Origin of the sequence: Microcystis sp. M083S1, from assembly GCF_020246405.1 — a bacterium.
GTDB lineage: Bacteria > Cyanobacteriota > Cyanobacteriia > Cyanobacteriales > Microcystaceae > Microcystis > Microcystis aeruginosa_C.
Map to the genome: position 1 here is coordinate 1 of NZ_JADBTB010000240.1, position 23,190 is coordinate 23,190.

At 44.6% G+C, this 23,190-nt stretch carries 17 protein-coding genes, 2 tRNA genes and 4 pseudogenes; 19 read left to right on the forward strand and 4 right to left on the reverse strand.

What is annotated here, in order from left to right:
• The 3 genes and pseudogenes from IM450_RS21445 to IM450_RS21455 all read right to left on the reverse strand — a co-directional run.
• Positions 1-491: pseudogene (locus tag IM450_RS21445) on the reverse strand (RNA-guided endonuclease InsQ/TnpB family protein); the annotation flags it as partial.
• A 33-nt stretch (positions 492-524) separates the two neighbouring features.
• Positions 525-707 carry a hypothetical protein gene (locus IM450_RS21450; RefSeq protein WP_287665384.1) on the reverse strand — a complete coding sequence of 61 codons (183 nt, stop codon included), beginning with the start codon at positions 705-707 and terminating at the stop codon, positions 525-527.
• 133 nt (positions 708-840) lie between these two features.
• Positions 841-1,143 carry a hypothetical protein gene (locus IM450_RS21455; RefSeq protein ID WP_002803201.1) on the reverse strand — a complete coding sequence of 101 codons (303 nt, stop codon included), beginning with the start codon at positions 1,141-1,143 and terminating at the stop codon, positions 841-843.
• A 320-nt stretch (positions 1,144-1,463) separates the two neighbouring features.
• Here IM450_RS21455 and IM450_RS21460 point away from each other — a divergent pair, with 320 nt between their 5' ends.
• From IM450_RS21460 to brnA, 16 genes and pseudogenes are all read left to right on the forward strand, one after another.
• Complete coding sequence (locus tag IM450_RS21460) at positions 1,464-1,646, forward strand: CsbD family protein (RefSeq protein ID WP_287665381.1); 183 nt, start codon at positions 1,464-1,466, stop codon at positions 1,644-1,646.
• 292 nt (positions 1,647-1,938) lie between these two features.
• A complete protein-coding gene (locus IM450_RS21465; protein WP_002803199.1) occupies positions 1,939-2,415 on the forward strand; it encodes a CsbD family protein in 477 nt (158 codons plus the stop codon).
• Positions 2,416-2,465: 50 nt separating this feature from the next.
• Complete coding sequence (locus IM450_RS21470; RefSeq protein ID WP_149978494.1) at positions 2,466-2,615, forward strand: lmo0937 family membrane protein; 150 nt, start codon at positions 2,466-2,468, stop codon at positions 2,613-2,615.
• Positions 2,616-2,623: 8 nt separating this feature from the next.
• A pseudogene (locus tag IM450_RS21475) lies at positions 2,624-2,812 on the forward strand (transposase); the annotation flags it as partial.
• A 196-nt stretch (positions 2,813-3,008) separates the two neighbouring features.
• Positions 3,009-3,468: pseudogene (locus tag IM450_RS21480) on the forward strand (RNA-guided endonuclease InsQ/TnpB family protein); the annotation flags it as partial.
• Between the two features lie 233 nt (positions 3,469-3,701).
• Entirely contained in the window at positions 3,702-4,565 is an 864-nt protein-coding gene (locus IM450_RS21485; RefSeq protein ID WP_002803198.1) for a cyanophycinase, read from the forward strand.
• Between the two features lie 89 nt (positions 4,566-4,654).
• A complete protein-coding gene (locus tag IM450_RS21490) occupies positions 4,655-5,071 on the forward strand; it encodes a YggT family protein (RefSeq protein ID WP_287665376.1) in 417 nt (138 codons plus the stop codon).
• Positions 5,062-5,366, forward strand: a pseudogene (locus IM450_RS21495) (transposase); the annotation flags it as partial. The gene IM450_RS21490 and the pseudogene IM450_RS21495, both read left to right, overlap by 10 nt.
• Before the next feature lie 309 nt (positions 5,367-5,675).
• A complete protein-coding gene (locus tag IM450_RS21500; RefSeq protein WP_287665374.1) occupies positions 5,676-6,563 on the forward strand; it encodes a succinate--CoA ligase subunit alpha in 888 nt (295 codons plus the stop codon).
• 300 nt (positions 6,564-6,863) lie between these two features.
• Positions 6,864-11,468, forward strand: a complete 4,605-nt coding sequence (gene gltB, locus IM450_RS21505; protein WP_287665372.1) for a glutamate synthase large subunit — start codon at positions 6,864-6,866, stop codon at positions 11,466-11,468.
• A 68-nt stretch (positions 11,469-11,536) separates the two neighbouring features.
• Positions 11,537-11,869, forward strand: coding sequence for a type II toxin-antitoxin system Phd/YefM family antitoxin (locus IM450_RS21510; protein ID WP_002763237.1), 333 nt, complete (start codon positions 11,537-11,539; stop codon positions 11,867-11,869).
• A 102-nt stretch (positions 11,870-11,971) separates the two neighbouring features.
• Positions 11,972-15,439 carry a type ISP restriction/modification enzyme gene (locus IM450_RS21515; protein ID WP_287665368.1) on the forward strand — a complete coding sequence of 1,156 codons (3,468 nt, stop codon included), beginning with the start codon at positions 11,972-11,974 and terminating at the stop codon, positions 15,437-15,439.
• 31 nt (positions 15,440-15,470) lie between these two features.
• Positions 15,471-15,740, forward strand: coding sequence for a hypothetical protein (locus IM450_RS21520; RefSeq protein ID WP_287665365.1), 270 nt, complete (start codon positions 15,471-15,473; stop codon positions 15,738-15,740).
• A 271-nt stretch (positions 15,741-16,011) separates the two neighbouring features.
• Positions 16,012-17,838, forward strand: a complete 1,827-nt coding sequence (locus IM450_RS21525) for a peptidoglycan DD-metalloendopeptidase family protein (protein ID WP_287665390.1) — start codon at positions 16,012-16,014, stop codon at positions 17,836-17,838.
• A 91-nt stretch (positions 17,839-17,929) separates the two neighbouring features.
• A tRNA-Met gene (locus IM450_RS21530) sits at positions 17,930-18,003 on the forward strand.
• 310 nt (positions 18,004-18,313) lie between these two features.
• Positions 18,314-18,538, forward strand: a complete 225-nt coding sequence (gene brnA, locus IM450_RS21535; RefSeq protein WP_002759052.1) for a type II toxin-antitoxin system BrnA family antitoxin — start codon at positions 18,314-18,316, stop codon at positions 18,536-18,538.
• 125 nt (positions 18,539-18,663) lie between these two features.
• Here brnA and IM450_RS21540 read toward each other — a convergent pair whose 3' ends face one another.
• Positions 18,664-19,506 (reverse strand): methyltransferase domain-containing protein, encoded by an 843-nt coding sequence (locus tag IM450_RS21540; RefSeq protein ID WP_287665363.1) that lies wholly within the window; start codon positions 19,504-19,506, stop codon positions 18,664-18,666.
• Between the two features lie 207 nt (positions 19,507-19,713).
• On the opposite strand from IM450_RS21540, the gene IM450_RS21545 reads away from it, so the two are divergent.
• The 3 genes from IM450_RS21545 (at position 19,714) to IM450_RS21555 (ending at position 23,140) form a co-directional block, all read left to right on the forward strand.
• Positions 19,714-20,919 (forward strand): FAD-dependent hydroxylase, encoded by a 1,206-nt coding sequence (locus IM450_RS21545; protein ID WP_287665361.1) that lies wholly within the window; start codon positions 19,714-19,716, stop codon positions 20,917-20,919.
• 93 nt (positions 20,920-21,012) lie between these two features.
• Positions 21,013-21,086: transfer RNA gene (locus tag IM450_RS21550), tRNA-Pro, on the forward strand.
• Positions 21,087-21,217: 131 nt separating this feature from the next.
• Complete coding sequence (locus IM450_RS21555) at positions 21,218-23,140, forward strand: S9 family peptidase (RefSeq protein WP_287665358.1); 1,923 nt, start codon at positions 21,218-21,220, stop codon at positions 23,138-23,140.
• Positions 23,141-23,190: the final 50 nt, after the last annotated feature.

Genomic DNA, 23,190 nt, shown 5'->3' on the forward strand with positions numbered 1-23,190 from the left:
ATTGAAATATGCCAGCGTCCAGAAGGATGTAATCTGACTGTTACTGTACTTGGCTCACAGCTTTCTGGTATTTGTCTTGACCATCGAATAGGTAAAGGTTCTGTGCATTTAGCTAAATAGCTTTGTCTGTCTTAAAATTTAAAAGCAGATTTGGTAAATTCGGCACTTCCTCCTTGATGTTTTTTCTTAAAGTTAGGATACTTAGTACGACCAGCAAAGAAGTTAGTAAAAGCTGTTTGTAGGTGTCTTAACCCTTGTTGTAAAGGTACACAGCTTACCTCGTTGAGAAAGTCTAATTCTTCTTGCTTTTTCCAATCAGTTAGCATTGAAGAAGTTTGAGCATATCCTACTCTTTCTTGTCTTTCATGCCAAGCTTGTGTTCGTTCGTGGAGAGCTTTGTTGTAAACTAATCTTACACAGCCCAATGTGCGCCGCAATAGCGACTCTTGTTCTGGTGTCGGGTAAAATCGGTAAGAATAGGCTTTTTCCATACCTCACATTTTAGCATATATTTCGTAAATGTGCTAATATTTAACAGTAAAGCCGCCGTAAAACGGCGGGGTTTCAGACCCAAATTTTCGATGAGGAGCAAACAAACCCCGAAAGCCCTTGTCTTTAAGGGTATTCATGGTTTCTTTGGCAGCATACCAACTATCTCCTGTGACTGTCTCTGGTTTCAATCCCCAAGCTTTTACTTCGTCCAACATTTCTAAGAAATATTCATGTTTTGTCTGACCCTCCTGTTTATTAACGATTCAATAATTAACGGGAACTGACCTTCCTTTACAATCGGTATAATATCAGGTAACTACGTTAATACCTTTGACTACTTTTTTGTGTTTACCACCAGTAAAAGTAATCGATTAACTCAGCTTTAGCTGGGTGACTATAAGGCTTGTCAATTACCATATCGTCTGTACTGATTGTTCCTCCTTCAAGTTCGATTTGAGGAGCCACTTCATCCAACAAATCCTTGGGTGTATAGTTCTCTCGCCACAATAAAAGATTGACACTGTCATGAGATAAATTGCCCAGAATTTGAGCCAAACGAACACAGCTTATATATTTAGGTTCGCCGAGCAAAAATAGGGTGTAAATAGCCAGATTACATTGAGCAGTTGTTGGCTTCGTAATGTTTCTCATCAGTTGTTCTGTTATAAGAGATGCCCTTGTGTCAGGAAATCAAATCGGAGAGGGTTTTGTCAAGAGTCGAGAGAGAAATTGTATCTAAGACTAACAAAATTAGACCACCCACATTTAAGCCTTTTTGTCAATGCGTAAGTTCTATGCTTGCAGAAACGGTATCGTTACATTTTGTGTCGTATTCAAGCAATTCATACAGACTCAATCAATTCATACAGTAAATCAAACAACCACCCGTTACAGTAATACCAGAAGCAGAATTGTTAGCTCAACTTAGGTAAGCAGTTCTCAAATCCAACAAATTCAATAAGGAGAGCATCATGAGCTTAAAAGATAGAACCGAGGCAACCGCCAAAAATATCGAAGGTAAAGTTCAAGAAGCAGTAGGAGATCTGACTGGCGATTCCAAAGCTCAAGCAGAGGGCAAGGAAAAACAGGCAGAGGCAAAAGTTCGTCACACTATCGAAGATGTGAAAGAGGAAGTCAAAAAAATCATTGATTAGTAGGTCGTTTGTCACAGCAACCGCCATTCAGACAAATGATTGAAACCAGGCTTTCATCGGAACTCTTCCTCAAAAAATGGTTTCTTTCGAGACAGGTGAAACACTAGGACAAGGCGGCGTAAATAAACCCAATATTACCAGATATCTAGCTTCTCAAAGAAGTCGAAGATCTCTCCCTCGGTAAACTTACGCCGTCAAAGACTAGAAAAATCTTTATCGAAAGGATCTAGACAGTAGTTGTTCATCATCCATGTATCATCGATTCATCAAATTCTTTTGGGGAGTTAAAATGATGTCACTTCAACAGATTCGTCGCTTTTTTGTCACCATTATTTTAACTATAATGCTGGCAATTACTATAGCTTTTGATTTTGGAACTACAAATAGTTGGGCTGCAACTTTACCCACCCAATCGCAGACTCAAATCGCAAGCATGAATCGAGCCAAGGCAGTTACGAAAAATATTGAAGGCAAAGCTCAAGAAGCGATTGGCAACATGACAGGCGATCCCAAAGATCAGATGATGGGAAAAGCCAAGCAAGTCGAAAGTCAGGCTCGTAACGCAGCAGAAGATATAAAAGACCAGATGAAGTTAAAAGGGAGGGCAAAAGCAGTCACAAAGAACATTGAAGGCAAAGCTCAAGAAGCGATAGGTAAAGCTACTGGCAACCGCCAAGATCAAGTTGCTGGAAAAGCTAAACAAGTCGAAAGCCAAGTTCGCAATGCAGTAGAAGACGTAAAAGATACGGTTCAAGATATACTCAATTAAGGATCGATGACTGAATTTTCATTACTTTTCTCTAAATCAAGGAGGGAAATATGTTCGATCTCGTTTGGACTGCCGTTGTTATACTTTTCATCCTCTGGGTGTTAGGATTCTCCATTAACATTGGCGGCGGCTTAATCCACCTGCTTTTGGTTTTGGTGCTGATTGGCGTTGTCTACAACTTGTTCATGAGGCGACGGTAATTGTTCATTCTCGAACACAGAAAGGGTCAAAAAATCGGGAAAAAGCAAGAATCAAAGTAGCTAAGATTCAGGCTCGAATCACCGATGGCAGAAAAGACCATTTACATAAGCTAACCACTCAATTAGTTCGTGAAAACCAAACGATTGTAGTTGAGAATTTAGCGGTAAAAAACCTGGTAAAAAACCCCAAGGTAAGCGCATCTTAACAATCCTTGACAAAATGAACTTTATGTGAGTTGCTTGCCCACGATTCAGGCATATTTGAGGAGAATTTGCCATCTCAATTGTTAAGCAAAAATCGACCCATTTGGTCGATTTCGTAACTATTCTGATTGAGTGGTATCACTTGAAATGCCCACGCGGATGACAAAATTGGCCAATTGTCAATAGCGTTTGAGATGCTCTCACCCTGTAAAAAACCCGAAACTAGCTCAAGCTATATCAGATGTTAGTTGGGGAGAAATCACTCGACAATGAGCCTATAAATGCCGTTGGTATGGGAGAAACTATCGGGAAATAGATATAGCATTTCTGATTCACACGAGGTACATTCCCGAGCCTGAACAGCTTAATCAGTAAAGGTTTAACTGTGCCGCACAGATGCGAGAAACGCTATAGATGGTTTCCTAGTTCAAAACGGTGCAATAATTGTGGGCATATCGTTGAGAAAATGCCGTTAAGTGTCCGAGAATGGGAGTGTCCTGAATGTGGAACTTGCCATGAAAGGGATGTTAACGCCAGTAAAAACATTTTGGCCGCAGGGCTTGCGGTATCAGTCTGGGTCGCGAGTGTCAGACCCGAACAGAGTGAGTCTGTGAAGGCAACTGCTAAGAAGCAGAAACCTAGATCGTGAGGTCTAGGAATCACCGTCCCTTTTAGGGCGGTGAGGATGTCAATCCCACCCCCTAAATCCCCCTTAAGGGGTAATTCTATCGTCTCCCCTGAAAGGGGAGATAAGAGAGGGGTGGGGACTGAGGGGGGTGGGGGCTGCTTTGCTCAACCGAACGGTATTGGGTAGGGGAGGTGTGAACGATCATAATTTAATTTTATGTTGTTGTGCTGTTTAGTTATTCAAGGAGTTTTTGTATGGAATCCACAAAAGAGCGCGGGCAATTAATCATCATTGGTGGAGCAGAAGACAAAGAAGGAGATTGTCAAATCTTGCGAGAGTTTGTTCGCTGTGCTGGCGGGACTAAAGCTAAAATTGCCGTGTTAACGGCGGCAACAAGTGAGCCTCGTTCGGCTGGAGAAACCTATACCCGAGTGTTTGAGCGACTCGGTGTCGAGGATGTGCGTGTCCTCGATACCATTCACAGGGAAGATGCCGACGATCCAGAAAACCTGAAAATCATTGAGGAAGCCACAGGAGCGTTTTTTACCGGGGGAGATCAAGCCCTAATCATTGAACACATCAAGGGAACTCAGCTAGATGCCTTACTTCACCAACGCAATCGGGAGGGAATGGTGGTAGGTGGGACAAGTGCCGGTGCTGCCATAATGCCCGATCTGATGATTATTGAAGGAGACTCCGAAACCAACGCACGCATGGATGCCATAGAGATGGGTCCGGGAATGGGATTTCTGCACTCAGTGGTGATCGATCAGCATTTTGCCCAGCGCGGACGGCTAGGTCGCCTGATTTCCGCTCTCTTACAGCAGCCAGCTAACTTAGGCTTTGGCATTGACGAAGATACAGCAGTAGTTGTGGACGGTGACGAATTTAAAGTGCTGGGGCGTGGGGCTATAACAGTTGTCGATGAATCAGAAGCAACTTATGATAATTTAGACGAACTGCTCAAAGATGAAGCGATGGCAGTGTGTGGAGTCAGGTTGCACATCTTACCTCAAGGATTCCGCTTTAACTTGAAAACTCGCAAGCCCGTTTTCTCTCGATCAATAGAGTTAAGGGATAGCAATCCTAAAAAGGAGGCAGAAGTTGAAAGGGAGTAGGTCGGAGGGAACAATCAGTGGTGGCTTGTACCCGCCACTGATTGGAGAATTTATTTAAATCAGAAAAATATTGACTCTGAGGTCTAAGAATGAATCACGATCGGGATGATGAAACCAATCTTGAGCGGCGACGAGAACTGCTACATGATGAAGAGGCTTTTCGACTTGATCAAGAAGAGAAACGCCTGCGATCTGCCAGACGAAGTAATACCTTAAATTGGATAATTAATAGCATTTTCGGGCTGGCAGGAATAGTGCAAATACCACTGGTAATGAGGTTCTTGCTGCGTTTGTTTGGTGCGAACCCACAAAATCAATTTGCTCAGTTGATTAATCATCTATCTGCACCTTTCATTGAGCCATTTTCCACCTTATTCATTAGCCCTGCTTCATCTGGTGGAGCAAACATATTTGATGTTAATATTGTGATTGCGATCATAGCCTATGCTCTCTTGAGCTATACTTTGCACGGCTATAACTTGCATTTTTTCCTCAAATCACTCTAGTATTAGATAATGCCCGCTATCAAAAATGTAAAATTGTTGAATAATTGGCTCTTTCTTTGTCAATAGAATTACTCTATCTGCCGTCTTATTGCCTAATCTAAATTTAATTGAAAGCCTGGGGAAATTTGTCAAAAAGAAATGTTTATATGGTAAATATTATGAAAACTTTTCCGACTTTTCTTCAACTATTTATGAATGTCTGAATGATGCCCATCTGAAACATAAAAAAGAACTGGATTCCTTGCTCACTCTAGGATTTCAGAAGTTTAATAAATCTCAGATTATGAACGGCTAAAGTATATCAGTCATCAGTCATCAGTAATCAGATGTGAGTTTTCAGTTCACAAGGGCCGAATCTAAAACCTAATTGGTTAAGCTAAAAGCTTTGATGTGCCTAGTTTCTAACCTTCTTTTTAGGTGGGAGAATTGCCAGATTCTTTCTTTTGCCTCTTGCATGAGTGACTCTTGCCTTCAGAACCTGATTACTGTTTACTGTTTACTGACCACTGAAAAAAACTCCCATCAACAGTGTCTCACTGATTACTGTTTACTGTTTACTGATTACTGTTTACTGTTTACTGAAACAACTCCCAACACTTAATATATGAAATGGACAGATAAAGATCAGATAATTATGCAAGGGATCGATCGACCCCTAGGCAAATATTATGCGGCACGATTGAAAGCTCAGGGAACCTGTTTAGTAGCGGGGGTGGCTAGTGGCCACGGTGGTGAGATAATCGCAGAGATACCAGTGTTTGATCTAGTGGTCGAGGCCGTTGCTGAAGCCAGAGAAATCAAGACCAGTTTAATTTTAGTCCCCCCCAATCAAGTCCTAGATGCGGCCTTAGAAGCGATCGCAGCAGCAATTCCCCAATTAATTATCGTCACCCCCGGAGTTCCCCCCTTGGATCTGGTGGAATTATTAAAGATAGCTAGTACCACCGGGACATTAATTCTCGGCCCCGGCAGCCAGGGTGTGATTATTCCCAATTATCTTTGGTTGGGTATTTGTGAACCGAATTTTTATCAATCGGGGACAATCGGTCTGATCACGCGTGGCGATCGCATAGGGGATGAAGTGGCGAAAACTTTAACAGCGGCGGGTTATGGTGAATCTATGGCGGTAAATTTGGGTACTGACGGCATTATTGGCTCCAATTTGTCCCAATGGTTGCAGGTTTTCGAGGAAGATGACAATACCGAGGCAATTCTCCTCGTCAGTCAGGTGGGAGGAAAGGCCGAAATCGAGGCGGCCAAATATATTGCCTCGGCGATCGAAAAACCAGTGATTGCCTATCTTGTGGGGTTAAATACAGCCATTGAAACCAATTTCGGTGATACAGAAACAATTATTTCTAACCAACTTTCCTACTCTGTTGCCGCTAAGAATACCAGAAAAGATAGCTTACGTCATTTTCAAGAAGCTGGGGTGACAGTGGTGGAAAAATTGGCCGATTTACCCACCTCTTTAGCGAAAGTCTTGTCCTGAATTTGACCCCATTGCTCCAATAATATTTATAATCTGAGAATATTCTGCCAAAATAAGCACCTAACAGGATGTTTCACCCCATCCAGGGGATTTTCGATGACAATTCCTGAGAGCTACTATATCATGGTAGATCACCTGTGATTCCTCAGACCGGCCAAGATAAAGATGGCAACAGGCAAAAATTAGGGAAAATCAGCGACAATCGAAACGGCAAGATCAAAAAAAATTCTATTCTAGATTGACCCTTTCAGCAGACCAACTATCCCACCCTTCTAGACAACGACCCTAAGGATAACTTCTATGGCGCAACAAAATAACCTAAAAACCGACAATATACACCAAATCGATCCCTATTGGGGTCCCCGATGGCTCGTAGAGGAGCGGGACGCTTGCGGAGTCGGTTTTATTGCCGATGTGCGCGGTTCTGGCAGCCATCAACTGATTGAACAGGCCCTTTTAGCCTTAGGTTGTTTGGAACACCGGGGAGGCTGCAGCGCCGATCAGGATTCCGGGGACGGTTCCGGTATGATGACCGCTATCCCCAGAGATGTCCTCGCTCCTTGGTTCGCCGAAAATGGCTTAAATATGCCAGAATCTGAGCGACTAGGGGTGGGGATGGTCTTTCTTCCCCAAGCGGCCCAAGAACGCGCCGAGGCTAAGGCACACATCGAGGAAATTGTCAATAAATATAATATTAAGATTTTAGGTTGGCGTGCTGTTCCCGTCCGTCCCCAAGTCCTCGGAAGACAAGCAAGGGAAAATCAACCCTACGTCGAGCAAATTCTGGTGACTTCCCCCGATTTAGCCGGTTCTCAATTCGATCGCCTACTCTATATTGCCCGTTCTGAAGTCGGTAAGCAACTGGCCGATGATTTCTATTTCTGTTCCTTTTCCTGTCGCACCATTGTCTATAAAGGGATGGTACGGGGCGAAATCCTGCGAGAATTCTATCTAGACCTGCAAAATACCGCCTATAGCAGTCAATTTGCCATTTATCACCGTCGTTTTAGCACCAATACCCAACCAAAATGGCCCCTCGCTCAACCGATGCGCTTATTGGGTCATAACGGCGAAATTAACACCCTTTTGGGCAATATTAACTGGATGTCGGCCCGGGAACCCGCTTTAGAAACCCAAGGTTGGACCCACGAAGAATTACAATCCCTGACCCCCATTGTTAACCCCGCTAACAGCGACTCCTATAACCTCGATAGCGCCCTAGAATTATTGGTGAGAACCGGTCGCAGTCCCCTAGAAGCGGCTATGATCCTAGTGCCGGAGGCCTACAATAATCAGCCGGATTTACAGAATTATCCCGAAATTATCGACTTCTACGAATACTATAGCGGTTTACAGGAACCCTGGGACGGTCCGGCTTTACTGGTATTCAGTGACGGGGGAATCGTCGGCGCTTGTTTAGATCGCAACGGTTTGCGACCGGCCCGTTATAGCATTACTAACAATGGTTATATCGTCGTTTCCTCGGAAGCGGGAACTATTCCCCTCGATGAAACCACCATTATGGAAAAAGGTCGTCTCGGCCCCGGTCAAATGCTCGCAGTGGACCTAGAAAAAGGCGAAATTAAGCGTAATTGGCAGATTAAACAGGAAATTGCCCGAGCTAATCCCTACGGTGAATGGGTGAAATCCCAACGCACCTTGATTGACAAAGAAACAGCGATAGACATTCCCGCTCCTAGTCATCTCCTTCCCCTGCAAACCGCTTTTGGTTATACTGCCGAAGATGTGGATATGATTATCGTTCCCATGGCAGAACAGGGAAAAGAACCGACTTTCTGTATGGGTGATGACACTCCCCTAGCAGTCCTCTCCAGTAAACCCCATCTTCTCTACGATTACTTTAAACAACGTTTTGCCCAAGTTACTAACCCCCCCATCGATCCTTTACGCGAAAGTTTAGTCATGTCCTTGACTATGTATCTGGGACGACGGGGCAATATACTTAAATTAGGGGTTGATGACGCACATTTACTGAAATTAGACTCTCCCCTGCTCAATAATGCGGAATTAGCCAAAGTTAAAACCTCTAGCTACAAAACAGCCGAACTTTCTACCCTTTATGATCTGACCACCGGACCGCAGGGATTAGAAACCGCGATCGCTAATTTGTGCGCTGAGGCCGCCAAGAAAGTAGAATCGGGAGCAGAAATTTTAATTCTCAGTGACAGAACTGCTCCTATTGACGAAAAAACTAGCTATATTCCCCCCTTATTAGCTGTTGGTGCCGTCCATCATCACCTGATTCGCTCACACTTGCGTTTAAAAGCTTCGATCGTTATCGACACGGCCCAGTGTTGGAGTACCCATCACTTCGCTTGTCTAATTGGTTATGGCGCTTCCGCAGTTTGTCCCTATCTGGCCCTAGAAACGATCGCCCAGTGGTGGATCGAGCCAAAAACCCAGAAATTGATGGAAAACGGCAAATTAGAAGCTATTAGCCTCGAAAAAGCCCTAATTAACTACCGCAAATCCGTAGAAGCAGGATTACTGAAAATCCTCTCGAAAATGGGTATTTCTCTCCTATCTTCCTACCATGGGGCGCAAATTTTCGAGGCGATCGGATTATCGGCAGATTTAGTTAAACTAGCTTTTAACGGTACTACCAGTCGCGTCGGGGGTTTAAGCATTGCTGAAGTGGCCCAAGAAGCGATCGCATTCCACAGTAAAGCTTTCCCCAATCTTACCGCTAAAAAACTAGAAAACTACGGTTTTGTCAACTACCGTCCGGGGGGAGAATACCACATGAATTCCCCGGAAATGGCGAAAGCACTCCATAAAGCCGTGGCCGCTCACTCCCAAGGGGAAGGATATGACCATTACGAAACCTATCGTCAAATCTTGCAGCAAAGACCTGTCACCGCTTTACGCGATCTATTAGAATTTAACAGCGATCGAGCTTCAATTCCCCTCGAAGCAGTAGAATCGATCGAAAGTATCCTGCAACGCTTCTGCACAGGGGGAATGTCCCTCGGTGCCTTGGGCCGGGAAGCACACGAAACCCTAGCGATCGCCATGAATCGCATCGGAGGTAAGTCCAATTCCGGAGAAGGGGGAGAAGATCCGATCCGTTACACCAGCTTAAGCGATGTGGATGCCGAGGGACATTCCGTGACCATGCCTCACCTAAACGGCTTAAAAAACGGTGATACAGCCAATTCTGCCATTAAACAGATAGCTTCGGGTCGTTTTGGAGTCACTCCCGAATACTTAATGAGTGGAAAACAGCTAGAGATTAAAATGGCCCAAGGAGCAAAACCGGGAGAAGGAGGTCAATTACCCGGGAAGAAAGTCAGTCCCTATATTGCCATGTTACGGCGATCAAAACCTGGTGTTACCTTGATTTCTCCCCCTCCTCACCACGATATCTACTCGATCGAAGATTTAGCACAATTAATCTACGATTTACACCAAATTAACCCCCGGGCCAAAGTTTCCGTCAAATTAGTGGCCGAGATCGGTATCGGTACAATTGCGGCCGGAGTTGCCAAAGCTAACGCTGATATTATCCAGATTTCGGGCCACGATGGTGGTACAGGTGCATCACCCCTAAGTTCGATCAAACACGCGGGTAGTCCCTGGGAATTGGGAGTAACGGAAGTGCATCGGATGTTAATGGAAAATCAACTGCGTCATCGGGTGATTTTGCGTGCAGATGGGGGACTAAAAACCGGTTGGGATATCCTCATGGCTGCCGTGATGGGTGCGGAGGAATTCGGTTTTGGTTCCATTTCCATGATTGCCGAGGGGTGTATCATGGCCCGCGTCTGTCACACGAATAATTGCCCTGTGGGAGTCGCTACCCAGCAGGAACGTCTCCGCGCTCGTTTTCCAGGAATTCCCGCTCATGTGGTCAATTTCTTTACTTTGGTGGCCGAGGAAACGCGGCAATTATTGGCGAAATTAGGCTATCGCAGTTTAAATGAGGTGATTGGCCGAGCAGATCTGTTAAAAGTGCGCTCCGATGCTCGTTTAACTAAGACAGAATCCCTCAATCTTGATTGTTTATTGAATTTACCCGATGGCCGCAGCGATCGCTCTTGGTTGCAGCACGAGGAAGTACATAGTAACGGTGCTGTCCTTGATGACGAGATTCTAGCCGATAGCGAGATTAAACAGGCGATCGAGCAACAGGGAACCGTCAGCAAAACCTACAGGATTGTCAATACCGATCGCTCTGTCGGAGCGAGAATTGCGGGGGTAATTGCCCAAAAATACGGGAATGACGGCTTTGAAGGCGAAATTAAGCTCAATTTCCAGGGTGCGGCTGGTCAAAGTTTCGGAGCCTTTAATTTACCCGGTGTCAATCTCCATTTAGAGGGAGAAGCTAACGATTATGTGGGTAAAGGCATCTACGGCGGCGAAATTGTCATCTTACCGCCCCAAAACGCCAATTATCAGCCCGAAGATAACGCTATTATCGGTAATACCTGTCTCTACGGGGCCACCGGTGGGGTGTTATACGCTAATGGTCGCGCTGGTGAACGCTTTGCTGTTCGCAATTCCACCGCAAAAGCAGTTATCGAAGGGGCCGGGGATCACCTCTGTGAATACATGACCGGGGGGGTAATTGTCGTGCTTGGTTCCGTCGGTCGCAACGTCGGCGCCGGGATGACAGGAGGATTAGCTTATATCCTTGATCCGTCCCTACCGGAGAAACTTAACCCCGAAATTGTCAAGATTCAACGGGTTGCCACGGCTGCCGGTGCGGAACAGTTAAAATCTTTAATTGAGGCCCATGTAGAACGCACTAATAGCCCCAAAGGTAAGTTAATTTTAGCTAATTGGGATAGTTATCTCGGTCAATTCTGGCAAGTAGTCCCTCCCTCGGAAGCGGATAGTCCCGAAGCGCAAATTAGCGCGGAGAAAACCTTAACTTCGGTGTAATTTCCTCGGGGTGCGTTACTCTTGGTTAACGCACCCATTGATTAATTTTTTGACTGCGGAGTTGATTAATGGCCATGCTGCCCATCCCCACCACCTATACTAGCTATACCCAAGCACAAGAACATTTTCTTCAGGTTTTAGAACAAGTAGAACTGGGAAACTCGATCGTTATTGTCCAACGTCAGGGTCATCATGATGTGGCCTTGATTGCTGCTGACGAATTATCCGCTTTATTAGAAGAAGTTTATCTTTTGCGCTCTCCAGCTAACGCTCAACGACTTTTTCAGTCCTTAAATTGGTCACAAGAAAGATTATCTCAGACAGCTGCCACCACTTCTCTAGAAGAATTACGTCAAGAATTGGAGACCGAGATTGAGCAAGAAAAAGCCGCAGAAGTCTGAAACCGAAATTGTGCGAGTTTTTACTCAATTATGCCTAATCCAGTATCTCCAAATTGATTATATCGGGGCATATTAACCTTAATTATCTAGACCACAGTTTTTATGAATCCCCTCGTCAATTATTTTCGCAACCTGCACGAAATCCACTCCTCCCAAGCAGCGGTAAAAGAAACCTCCTACTACGGCACTCTCGAAACTCTCCTCAACGAAATCGGTAAAACCCTAAAACCGCGAGTGCGCTGCATTATCAACCTCAGAAATCAGGGTGCGGGATTGCCGGACGGGGGACTTTTTAACGTCGATCAATTCCCCAAAAATCAAGAATTAGAACCTTTTACGGCGATTTTTCCCGAAAGAGGCGCGATCGAGATTAAGGGAACCAAAGAAGATATAAAAAAAATCGCCACCAGCGAGCAAGTACAAAAATACTGGCAAAAATACGGTCAAGTATTAGTCAGCAATTATCGCGATTTTCTGCTCATCGGTCGCAATAGCCAAGGTCAACCGGTAGAATTAGAAGCCTATAGTTTAGCCCCGTCAGAAGCCGAGTTTTGGCTAAAAACCTCAAATCCATCCAAATTTGCCGCCGAACACGGTGATAGCCTCTTAGAATACCTAAAGAGAGTGCTTTTACAGGCGGCTCCTATCACCTCACCGGCCGATGTTGCTTGGTTTCTTGCTTCCTATGCGCGGGACGCAAAAGCACGCTTAGAACATCATTCCGATCTTCCCGCTCTGGCCAATATTCGTCAAGCTTTAGAAAATGCCCTAGGTATCAAATTTGAACGGGAACAGGGGAATAAATTTTTCCGTTCTACCCTCGTGCAAACCCTCTTTTATGGTTTATTCTCCGCTTGGGTATTATGGCACAAGCAAAACCTCAATCGCGAGGATAAAGAGGATAAGTTCGATTGGAAATCCGCAGCCCACCATCTCCATGTTCCCATGTTAGCGATCCTATTTGAGCAGATCGCCGCACCGAGTAAGTTAAAATCTTTGGGATTAGTAGAAGTTTTGAATTGGACCGGTGCAGCTTTAAATCGAGTGCGACGAGAGGAATTTTTTCGTCAATTCGATGAGGGACAAGCGGTACAGTATTTCTATGAACCATTTTTGCAAGCTTTTGATCCCGATTTACGCAAAGAATTGGGAGTTTGGTACACTCCTCCAGAAATTGTTCGCTATATGGTAGCGCGAGTCGATCGAGTTTTACGAGAAGAATTAAATATCGAGGACGGTTTAGCTAATCCCGATGTTTATGTTCTCGATCCTTGCTGTGGCACCGGTGCTTATTTAGTCGAGGTTTTGCGCTATATTACCGATACTTTACAGGAAAATGGGGCGGGTGCTTTAGCCATGGCTTTGGTAAAAAAAGCAGCCATAGAAAGAATTTTCGGTTTCGAGATTTTAACCGCTCCTTTTGTCGTCGCTCATCTACAATTAGGTTTATTCCTGCAAAGTTTGGGTGTACCTTTAATAGAAGATAGTGAACGGGTGGGGATTTATCTGACTAATGCTTTAACCGGTTGGCAACCTCCCGATGAGGAAAGTAAACAGAAAATTCAACAGCTACAATTAAGTTTTCCAGAGTTAAATAAGGAACGAGAGGCAGCTGATGAAGTTAAGCGCGGTAAACCGATTTTAGTTATTCTCGGTAATCCTCCCTACAATGCTTTTGCTGGAACCAGTCCCGCAGAAGAAGCAGGTTTAGTGGAATTGTATAAACAGGGTTTAATCTCCGATTGGGGGATTAAAAAGTTTAATTTGGATGAGTTATATGTGCGCTTTTTTCGTTTAGCGGAAAGATGTATTTCAGAAAATACCGGTAAAGGGGTTGTTTGTTATATTTCTAACTATTCTTGGGTTAGTGAACCTTCTTTTGTTGTCTTGAGACAAAATCTATTAAAGAATTTCAATAAGTTCTGGATCGAAAATATGCACGGAAATCGCAAAATTTCTGAATATGCACCCGATGGTAGAACCAGTGAGACAATTTTCTCAATACCCGGATTCTCAGCAGGAATTCAACAGGGAGTGGTGATTTCTCTTTGGTTGAAAAATAGTTCTCAGCAAGGAACTAAAGTCTTATTTCGAGATGATATTGATGCAGCTAAAGCAGTTGAAAGAAGGTCACAACTTTTAGAAAGCTTAAATAATCAAGATTTTGATGCTTTTTATCAAGTCTCTAACCCAGAACAATCTAATCGTTATTCTTTCCGTCCCTCCGATGTTTCCTCTCACTATTTAGCATGGCCAAAGTTAACAGATTTATGTAAAAAACCACCTAGCAATGGATTAATGGAAAAAAGGGGAGGAGCATTAATTGATATTGATAAATCAAGTTTAGAAAAAAGAATTAAAATGTATTATGATACTTCGATAACATGGGAAGAACTTAAAACCTTAAAAACTGGATTAACGGAAGATGCTAGTGGATTTGAAGCCAAAAAAGTACGCTTAAAAGTTCAAAAATCAGAAGGTTTTCAACAAAATAACATTATACGCTATTTACTTCGACCTTTTGAAGTTAGATGGTGTTATTACAGCAAGATTAGTCCTTTATGGAATCGTTCCAGACCTGATTTATGGTCACAATGTTGGGAAGGAAATTCATTTCTTATGAGTCGTCCAGCAGGAGTTGCTAATCCTGAAGGAATACCAATATGTTATACACAATTGTTAGGAGATAATGATTTTCAAAGAGGTCATGCTTATTATTTTCCTATACGATTACGTCAAAATTTAGAGAAGGTGAATACAGAAGATAATACTCAAGGAAAATTATTCGATTCCAGTAACTTGAATATTCCTTCAATAAAAGCCAATCTTTCAGAAAAATCTCGTCAATACTTAAATCAACTGGGTATTAATAATCTTGATGAAAATATCGAGAATGCTTCCTTAATTTGGCTGCACGCATTAGCGATTGGGTACTCTCCCTTGTATCTTCGGGAAAATGCCGACGGTATTCGTCAAGACTTCCCAAGGATTCCCCTTCCCAATAGCCAAGAATTATTAATTAAATCCGCCCAACTAGGACAATTGATCGCCTCTCTTTTAGACACAGAAAACCCCGTTATAGGAGTCACCAAAAAACCGACCCCTGCAATGCAAAAAATCGCCTTGATTTCCTGCACTGATGGGGGAAATTTAAACCCGGATAAGGGGGATTTAATTATTAACGTTGGTTGGGGACACGGGGGTAAAAATGGCGTGACAATGCCGGGTAAAGGAAAAGCGATCGCCAGACAATATACAACCGCAGAAATGAGCGTAATTAGCCCAGAAATGCGAAAATTATTAGGAACCAAAACCTATGATATTTATCTCAACGATCGAGCCTATTGGCAAAATATACCGGCCCGGGTGTGGGAATATACCATCGGGGGTTATCAAGTCATTAAAAAATGGCTAAGTTATCGCGAGGAAAAATTATTAGGACGGGGATTAACTATCGCAGAAGTGCAGGAAGTCAGCGAGATGACTAGAAGAATTACTGCGATTATTCTCCTAGAATCAGACCTAGATGATAACTACCAAAATATCAAAACAGCCGTGTATTCTTTTTAATTAGGGTTGGCTGATTAAATCTAAAAACCTTGTGGGAGGCGAAATTTTGACTTTTTCCCTGAAAATCGGTAAAATCCCACACCCCACACCCCACACCCCACACCCCACACCCCACACCCACGAAAAACTTTTTGGGCAAACCCTAATTATTGCCCCCCCAATAGCTATCGTTGCTCTTTTCGAGCAGCGAATCATTAATAATTTCTTTCTAAACGGCAAAACCGATAAAAAATTTCTATCAAAAAACTGGCAAAAATTGGCAAGACGAAAAATGCTGATCAGCTTGGAACAACTGAGATAGAGCATCGTCAATCTGGACATTCAAAATGTCACCAACTTGCCGTGATCCCGGTGCTAATGGTCAGAGGGAGACTTGCATGATTTCAAAATCTAAGTTAATCTCTCCTAAAAGTCACCTTTAGGTATTTTGACTAAAAAGTAAAGTTGTCTAACTTCTACTCTAGCCTCAAGGCTAATGCTGAAAGCTAGACCCATCGGCTTAATCGACTGGCTCTAGCTAACTCTTTACACCACAGGAGGTCTGTTTGAAAGAGACTTTTATCCACCACCCCATCACATCCGCTACCCCAGAACAGAATTGCACCGCTGAGTCTAACCGAGTCCGTTACTCAGTTGCTCTGCTGGGATTAGCACTCTCTCTGGGAGTACCTAGCATTCTCAACTCCACCTCAGAATCAGCCCAGGCCGCCAATTCTGTACCCTTAGAATGGGAAGTGATCGACCTGTCCCAAAAAGCCAAAGCTGCGGGTAAAGAACTCAAAGAACCGCAGATAATCCCATCCCAAGCACTGGCCACCGTCAAATTCATCGCCACATCAGTAGTGGAGCATCAGGTAAAACCGGGAGAATCCCTGTGGAGTTTAGCCGACAGCTATCAAACCACCCCCACAGCGATCGCTAACAGCAATAATCTCTCCCCCCATTCCGATTTGATTATCGGACAAACTTTAAAAATACCCACTCCTGAGCAGTTGCCCTCGGCAGCCCCGGCAGCAACTCCTGAGCAGTTGGATAGTTCCTCTGCTAGTCTCCGTCAAACCCGTCAACGTCTCCAAGAAAGTTTGGCCGCCTTACGGACCGAGGAAACCCCCCATCAGTCCCATTATGGGGAAACAGTAATCGTTACTGAAACTACCGCTCTCGTTCCCGATAATTCGCCAACTAGCGTCGAGATTCCCGTTATCGCTCCCGAAGAATCCCCCCAACCAACTAGCCAGGTGATCCCGATTCCCGTTCCCACCCCTGAAAGCGATCGCCCGATAGCCACAATTCCCCTTAATCCTCCCTTGACAAGCAGACCGGAAATTCCCAGCTTTGCCCTACGAAATCCGGCTCCTGTGACTGAAATTCCCGCCGTTCCCAATCCTAGGGTCATAGTTCCCCCAGAAAACCAAGTTTATCGGGTTCGGCCCGGGGATACCTTAAACACGATCGCTCGCGCTCTCGGCATTACCCCCGCCGAATTAGCTAGGGAAAACGGCATTGACAACCCCAACCGGATTAAAGTTAATCAAACCCTAGTGGTTCCCGACCGCTCTGCCACCGCTAGAGTTAATCAAAATCTTACTCCCTTGGTCGGCGATCGCCCTAGGTTGTCCTTTAACCCCAGCAATCGACAAAATCCGCCCGCGGAAACTGTCACCACGGAGACGGAAGAATTCCCCGAAAATATCACCGGCAGCTATCGGGAAAGATTGCGCCAAGAGGTGGCTAATCTGCGGGAAACTAACCTTTCGGAAACCCAGAAAAGTATCGCTATTCCCGTCGATAATCCCGCAGAAACTGTCGAGGATCGGCAAATAACCGCTAATCCCCAATGGACCGCCCTTCGTTCGCGTTCTAACCAAAGCACCCCCCCCCAGATTATCGGTTCGGCTCCTACCAATGTGGAAGAATATAATGATCGCCTACGAATTCCCGTCGGCGAAACCGTAGAACCTTCCCTTCCTCCCCTCGCTAATCCTGATGAGCATTTACCTAATCCCGCCCCTATTTTTACCGGCTTTATCTGGCCCACCAGGGGGGTGTTAACCTCCGGTTTCGGTTGGCGCTGGGGCAGACCTCATCGCGGCATCGATATCGCCGGTCCAGTGGGTACACCAGTTGTGGCGGCGGCCGCCGGTGAAGTAATCTCCTCCGGTTGGAATTCTGGCGGTTATGGCAATCTGGTGAAACTGCGTCACCCCGATGGTAGCGTCACTCTCTATGCCCATAACAGCCGTCTGCTGGTGCGTCGCGGCCAAACTGTTCAGCAAGGCGAGCCAATCGCCCACATGGGCAGCACCGGTTTTAGCACCGGCCCCCATCTACATTTCGAGGTTCACCCCTCCGGCCAGGGAGCAGTCAATCCGATGGCTTTCCTGCCAGGCAGACGTTAAAGATGCCCGCAAAGGGAAGATTTTTTCTTCCCTTTTTTGCTCTTGTGCAATCGGGTGATTATGTGTTATGATTGATAACTGTGTAAACAACGGCTTAGTAGCTCAGTTGGTCAGAGCAGGGGACTCATAAGCCCAAGGTCGGCAGTTCAAATCTGCCCTGAGCCATTGGACAAGATCCAAGAAAACCAGCAAGATTATAGTCAGGTGATATCTCGTTCCCTTTTACTTGGGAACGCTCCCTTCAGGTTCTACCTGATAACTTTTTACTGATAACAGCAGCAAGGGAATTCCAAAATTTATTAGATCAATTGTACTATAAATTTTGCCGATACAGTCACTACCATAATATTATGGTAGGATCGCCTAGGGGTCAGTGAGTTTATCGAACTGCGTGCGCCCAAAATGTCCTATAGATATTTCGACCAAATTGAGATGCAGCCACGGAAACGCTCTAGACCTGAAGAGGTAAAAATTTATGAAAGCTGAAGATTTTGACCGCAAATTTGATGATGGAGAAAATATCATCGAATACTTGGATTTAACTAAAATTAAACGTTCTAATTCCGAGGAACAAACAATTGCGTTTGAGTTTCCCTCATGGATGGTAGAGGCTCTTGAGCAAGAAAGTCAGCGTCGTGATTTACCGTTACAAGCTATTGTCAAAGACTGGATTGGGGAAAAATTGGCGTTGTCAAATTGAAAGATGATCCGAATCAGCACCGAAACTCAAATTACTTTGATAGCAAGGATTGCATTGCATCTTTCCTATTCTGATCTGACAACGCCTAATTATCAATCGCTGCACTGTAATCATCGCCAAGCTGATTATTTTTTCCCTTGCAGTAGGCCAAAACGAATTAAACCCGACTCGTAACCGCGCCGCATTAACCCTAAAGATAAAGCTCCTTGGATAGTAGTGTAACCGCTTGCTAACAAACCAGCGATCGCATCTGTGGTTAGGGCCGAATCAATCACCACATCCCAAAAGGCCGCCACCGATAGGGACCAATCATCGGTTTTTAGGTCTTGAAAGCCAATTTCACGGGCAATATCGGCGTATTCTGGCAAAGAAATCACATAGGGCAGACAATAAACCTGATAAATCTCGTTTAATAGTTTAATCTCCCCTTCCGTTAAATTACCGGCCAGGGAAGTGGTGGGACGATGACACCAAGTAGCCATCAAAAAAGTCCCTCCGGGCTGCAAAACCCGATAACATTCCCGCAGAAATTGCCTTTTATCGGGCATATGTTCGCCACTTTCCAATGACCAGACCAGATCAAAATTATCGTCAGGAAAAGGGGTTTTTAGGGCATCAGCCACACAAAAACTGACTTGTTCTTCTAAATTGAACTCTTGCGCTCTTTGGCTGGCTCTAGCGGCTTGTACCGGGGAAAGGGTAATCCCCACCGCTTGGCTGTGAAATTTTTCGGCCAGATAAAGACTACTGCCACCAATACCACAACCTACATCAAGAATCCGATTAGCACCGGTGACATGACCCCAAGTTAATAATTCTTCTATTAAATCAATTTGTGCCTGACGGCGATCGAGTTTAATCTTGCCGCCGCGACCGTAGTAACCATGGTGCATATGTTCGCCCCAAATCCTTTCCCATAGTCCACTAGAGGAGTCATAAAAATCGGCTATTCGTTGATAAAGTTCCATGGTGATTTCCTAGTTAAGAGAGGCACTCTTGCCAGAGAGCCGAAACACTTACCTAACCCTAACCCGAAACTCTCGGCAAAGGACAAAACCCTTGAAAGTCTATCAATGGCTAGGTGGGGTGAAGACCATCAAACCCGACAGCAACCCCGAAAATCGTGTCAGAATAGATCATTGTAGTCACTGATTATCTTTGAGAAAAATATTTATATGTTAGGACGGGACAGCTACGATTTAATCATTGTCGGGGGCGGTATAGTCGGGACCACCCTAGCGGTGGCTTTAAAAAATACAGGATTAAATATCGCTATGATCGAGGAACGTCCCCTAGAGGTGGCCGCCTCCCGTCGTCAAGCTTATGCCCTCTCGCTGATGTCGAGCCGGATTTTTACAGGCTTGGGTATCTGGGATAAAATCTCGCCCAGTATCGGTAAATTTCGTCATATTCGCCTTTCTGATGCCGATTACCCGATTTTTGTCCCCTTTGTGGTCGATGAGCTAAAAACCGATTATTTGGGCTATGTGGGCGAACATCAAGTGATTTTAACCGCCCTGCACAAGGCCAGCCAAGATTGCGATCGCATTGACTGGTTATCCCCTGCCAAAGTGTTAGAAGTGGAGTACGGAGCAGAAACAGCCACTGTCACCCTGGAAGAAGCCGGTCAAACCCGAAAAATCACCACAAAATTAGTCATCGGGGCCGATGGGGCCAGATCCGCTATCCGACAAGGGGCGCAAATTCAAACCAAAGGTTGGAAATATTGGCAATCCTGTGTCGCTTTCACCATTAAACATCAACTCGATCGCAACGATACCGCCTTTGAAAGATTTTGGCCCACCGGTCCGATGGGCATTTTACCGCTCCAGGGTAATCGCTGTCAGATCGTTTGGACAAATCCCCATGAAGAAGCGAAAAAACTGCAAGAAATGCCCGAAGGGGAATTTCTTGACAAATTAGAAGCATATACGGGGGGATTACTGGGAAAACTAGAATTAGTTAGCTCCCGCGCTCTCTTTCCCGTACAGTTAATGCAGAGTGATACCTATGTTAAACCCCGACTGGCTTTAATTGGTGATGCCGCTCACTGTTGTCATCCCGTCGGTGGTCAAGGTTTAAATTTAGGCATTCGCGACGCAGCTGCTTTAGCGCAGGTATTAAAGGAAGCAGCGGAAAAGCAAGAAGATATAGGAGCGCTTTCTACCCTAAAATCCTACGAAAAATGGCGTAGATCGGAGAATTTAGCGATTTTAGGCTTCACGGATTTTCTAGATCGCCTGTTCTCCAATAACTGGCCGCCTATCGTTGTCATCCGTCGTCTCGGATTGGCAATGATGCGCGGTTTCCCCCCGTTGAAATTGTTTGCCCTGCAATTAATGACGGGATTAAAAGGACGTATTCCCCAATTAGCTAGATAGCCGGCCACTAATTCCGGGGATGGGGGAGAAAGGAAGAAAAAAAAAAGCTTGCAAAATGCGGCGATTATCGCTATGATGGTTAAGGTTCAATATCGGGGCGTAGCGCAGCTTGGTAGCGCACTACTTTGGGGTAGTAGGGGTCGTGGGTTCGAATCCCGCCGCTCCGATTTCAGAAAAACAGAGAGTCAGGTAGGGATGCACCCAATCCCTACTTTGTCCTGTTTACTCGAAATTTTCTTAATTTATCAGCCTTTCTGATCAAGTTAGTTCACCATTAGGATCACTGCTCTAGGAGAAAATGTCTAATCAAATATCAGCTTACGGTTCCTGGAAATCACCGATTACCTCCGATCTAATTGTGGCAGAATCGATTAGTCTTGGCGGTGTAACTCTAGATGGAGAAGATATTTATTGGTTAGAAGGCAGACCACAGGAAAAGGGGCGAAATGTTTTAGTTAAATTAAACCCCGACGGCACAACCACAGAAATCACCCCAGCACCTTTTAATGTGCGAACTCGTGTCCATGAATACGGGGGAGGTTCCTATCTAATTGTTGCGGGAATTATCTATTTTTGTAATTTTGCTGATCAAAGAATTTATCGCCAAACTGCTGATAGTTTACCCCAACCTCTGACCCCAGAAAATTCCTGTCGTTATGCGGATTTAATTCTAGATAAATTTCGCAATCGTTTAATCTGTGTTTGTGAAGATCATAGCCAAAAAGATCGGGAACCGGTTAATAGTATTGTCAGCATCGATGTGGATACGGGAGAAATAGAAACTTTAGTATCAGGCGATGATTTTTATACCTCTCCTCGCTTAAGTGCCGAAGGTTCTCGATTAGCTTGGATTAGTTGGAATCATCCTAATATGCCCTGGGATAGTTCTTTTCTCTGGGTGGCGGATATTAATAATCTTTATTTGAGTAATATTCGGGTCATTGCTGGTGGTGAAAATGAGTCGGTGTGTGAACCGCGCTGGTCTGCCGATCAACAGTTATATTTTACCAGTGATCGCAATGATTTCTGGAACTTTTATTGCTTTAAACACGATGAACAAATAGAAGCGGTTCTCAAACCCATCGAGGCTGAATTTGCCTATCCTCATTGGGTTTTTGGTTTATCTAACTACGGTTTTGCTGGGGAATCCCAGATTATTTGTAGCTATACAAAAGATGGTCGTTGTTATTTAGGAAGTATCGATACTGTTAATCGAGAATTTCAAGAAATTATTACTGCTGATACTAACATTTCTTCCCTACAAGTTAGGGAGAACAAAATAGTTTTTATCGGCGGTTCTTTCAGGGAAGTAACGGCGGTTATCTCAATGGATTTAGCCACAGGAACGAGAGAAGTTCTCAAATCTTCCAGTAATTTAACTATTTCTAGCGATTATTTCTCGATTCCGGAAATGCTCGCTTTTCCCACCAGTCAGGGACTAACTGCATTTGCTTGGTATTATCCCCCCAAAAACCCCGATTATACCGCCCCCAATGGCGAATTACCGCCCCTTTTAGTCAAAAGTCACGGTGGACCGACGGCTGCGGCCACCTCTAGTTTAAGTCTGCGGGTGCAATACTGGACCAGTCGCGGGTTTGGCTATCTAGATGTTAATTATGGCGGTAGTACGGGTTATGGTCGTCAATATCGTCAGCGTTTGCTGGGAAATTGGGGAATTGTCGATGTGGAAGACTGCATCAACGGGGCAAAATATTTGGTTAATCAGGGATTAGTCGATGGGGAAAGATTGGCAATTTCTGGAGGCAGTGCCGGGGGTTATACAACTTTAGCGGCCTTAACTTTTCATGATACTTTTAAAGCAGGAGCTAGTTATTACGGAGTTAGTGATTTAGAGGTTTTAGCCACCGATACCCATAAATTCGAGTCGAGATATTTAGATAAATTGGTGGGACGTTATCCCGAAGAAAAGGAAATTTACTATCAGCGCTCGCCTATTCATTTTACCGCTCAGTTATCCTGTCCGGTGATCTTTTTCCAAGGTTTAGAAGATCGGGTAGTTCCACCCAATCAAGCGGAAATGATGGTAGAAGCTTTAAAAGCGAAAGGTTTACCCGTCGCTTACGTTCCCTTTGCGGGAGAACAACACGGATTTCGTCAAGCTGAATCGATAAAACGAGCATTAGATGCAGAATTTTATTTTTATTCCCGTCTCTTTGGTTTTACTCCTGCCGACAATTTAGAACCCGTAGAAATTAAGTAGTCGTGCCAAGTTAATTTCCTAGGTCAGTAATCGGTGAACAGCAGATCTAG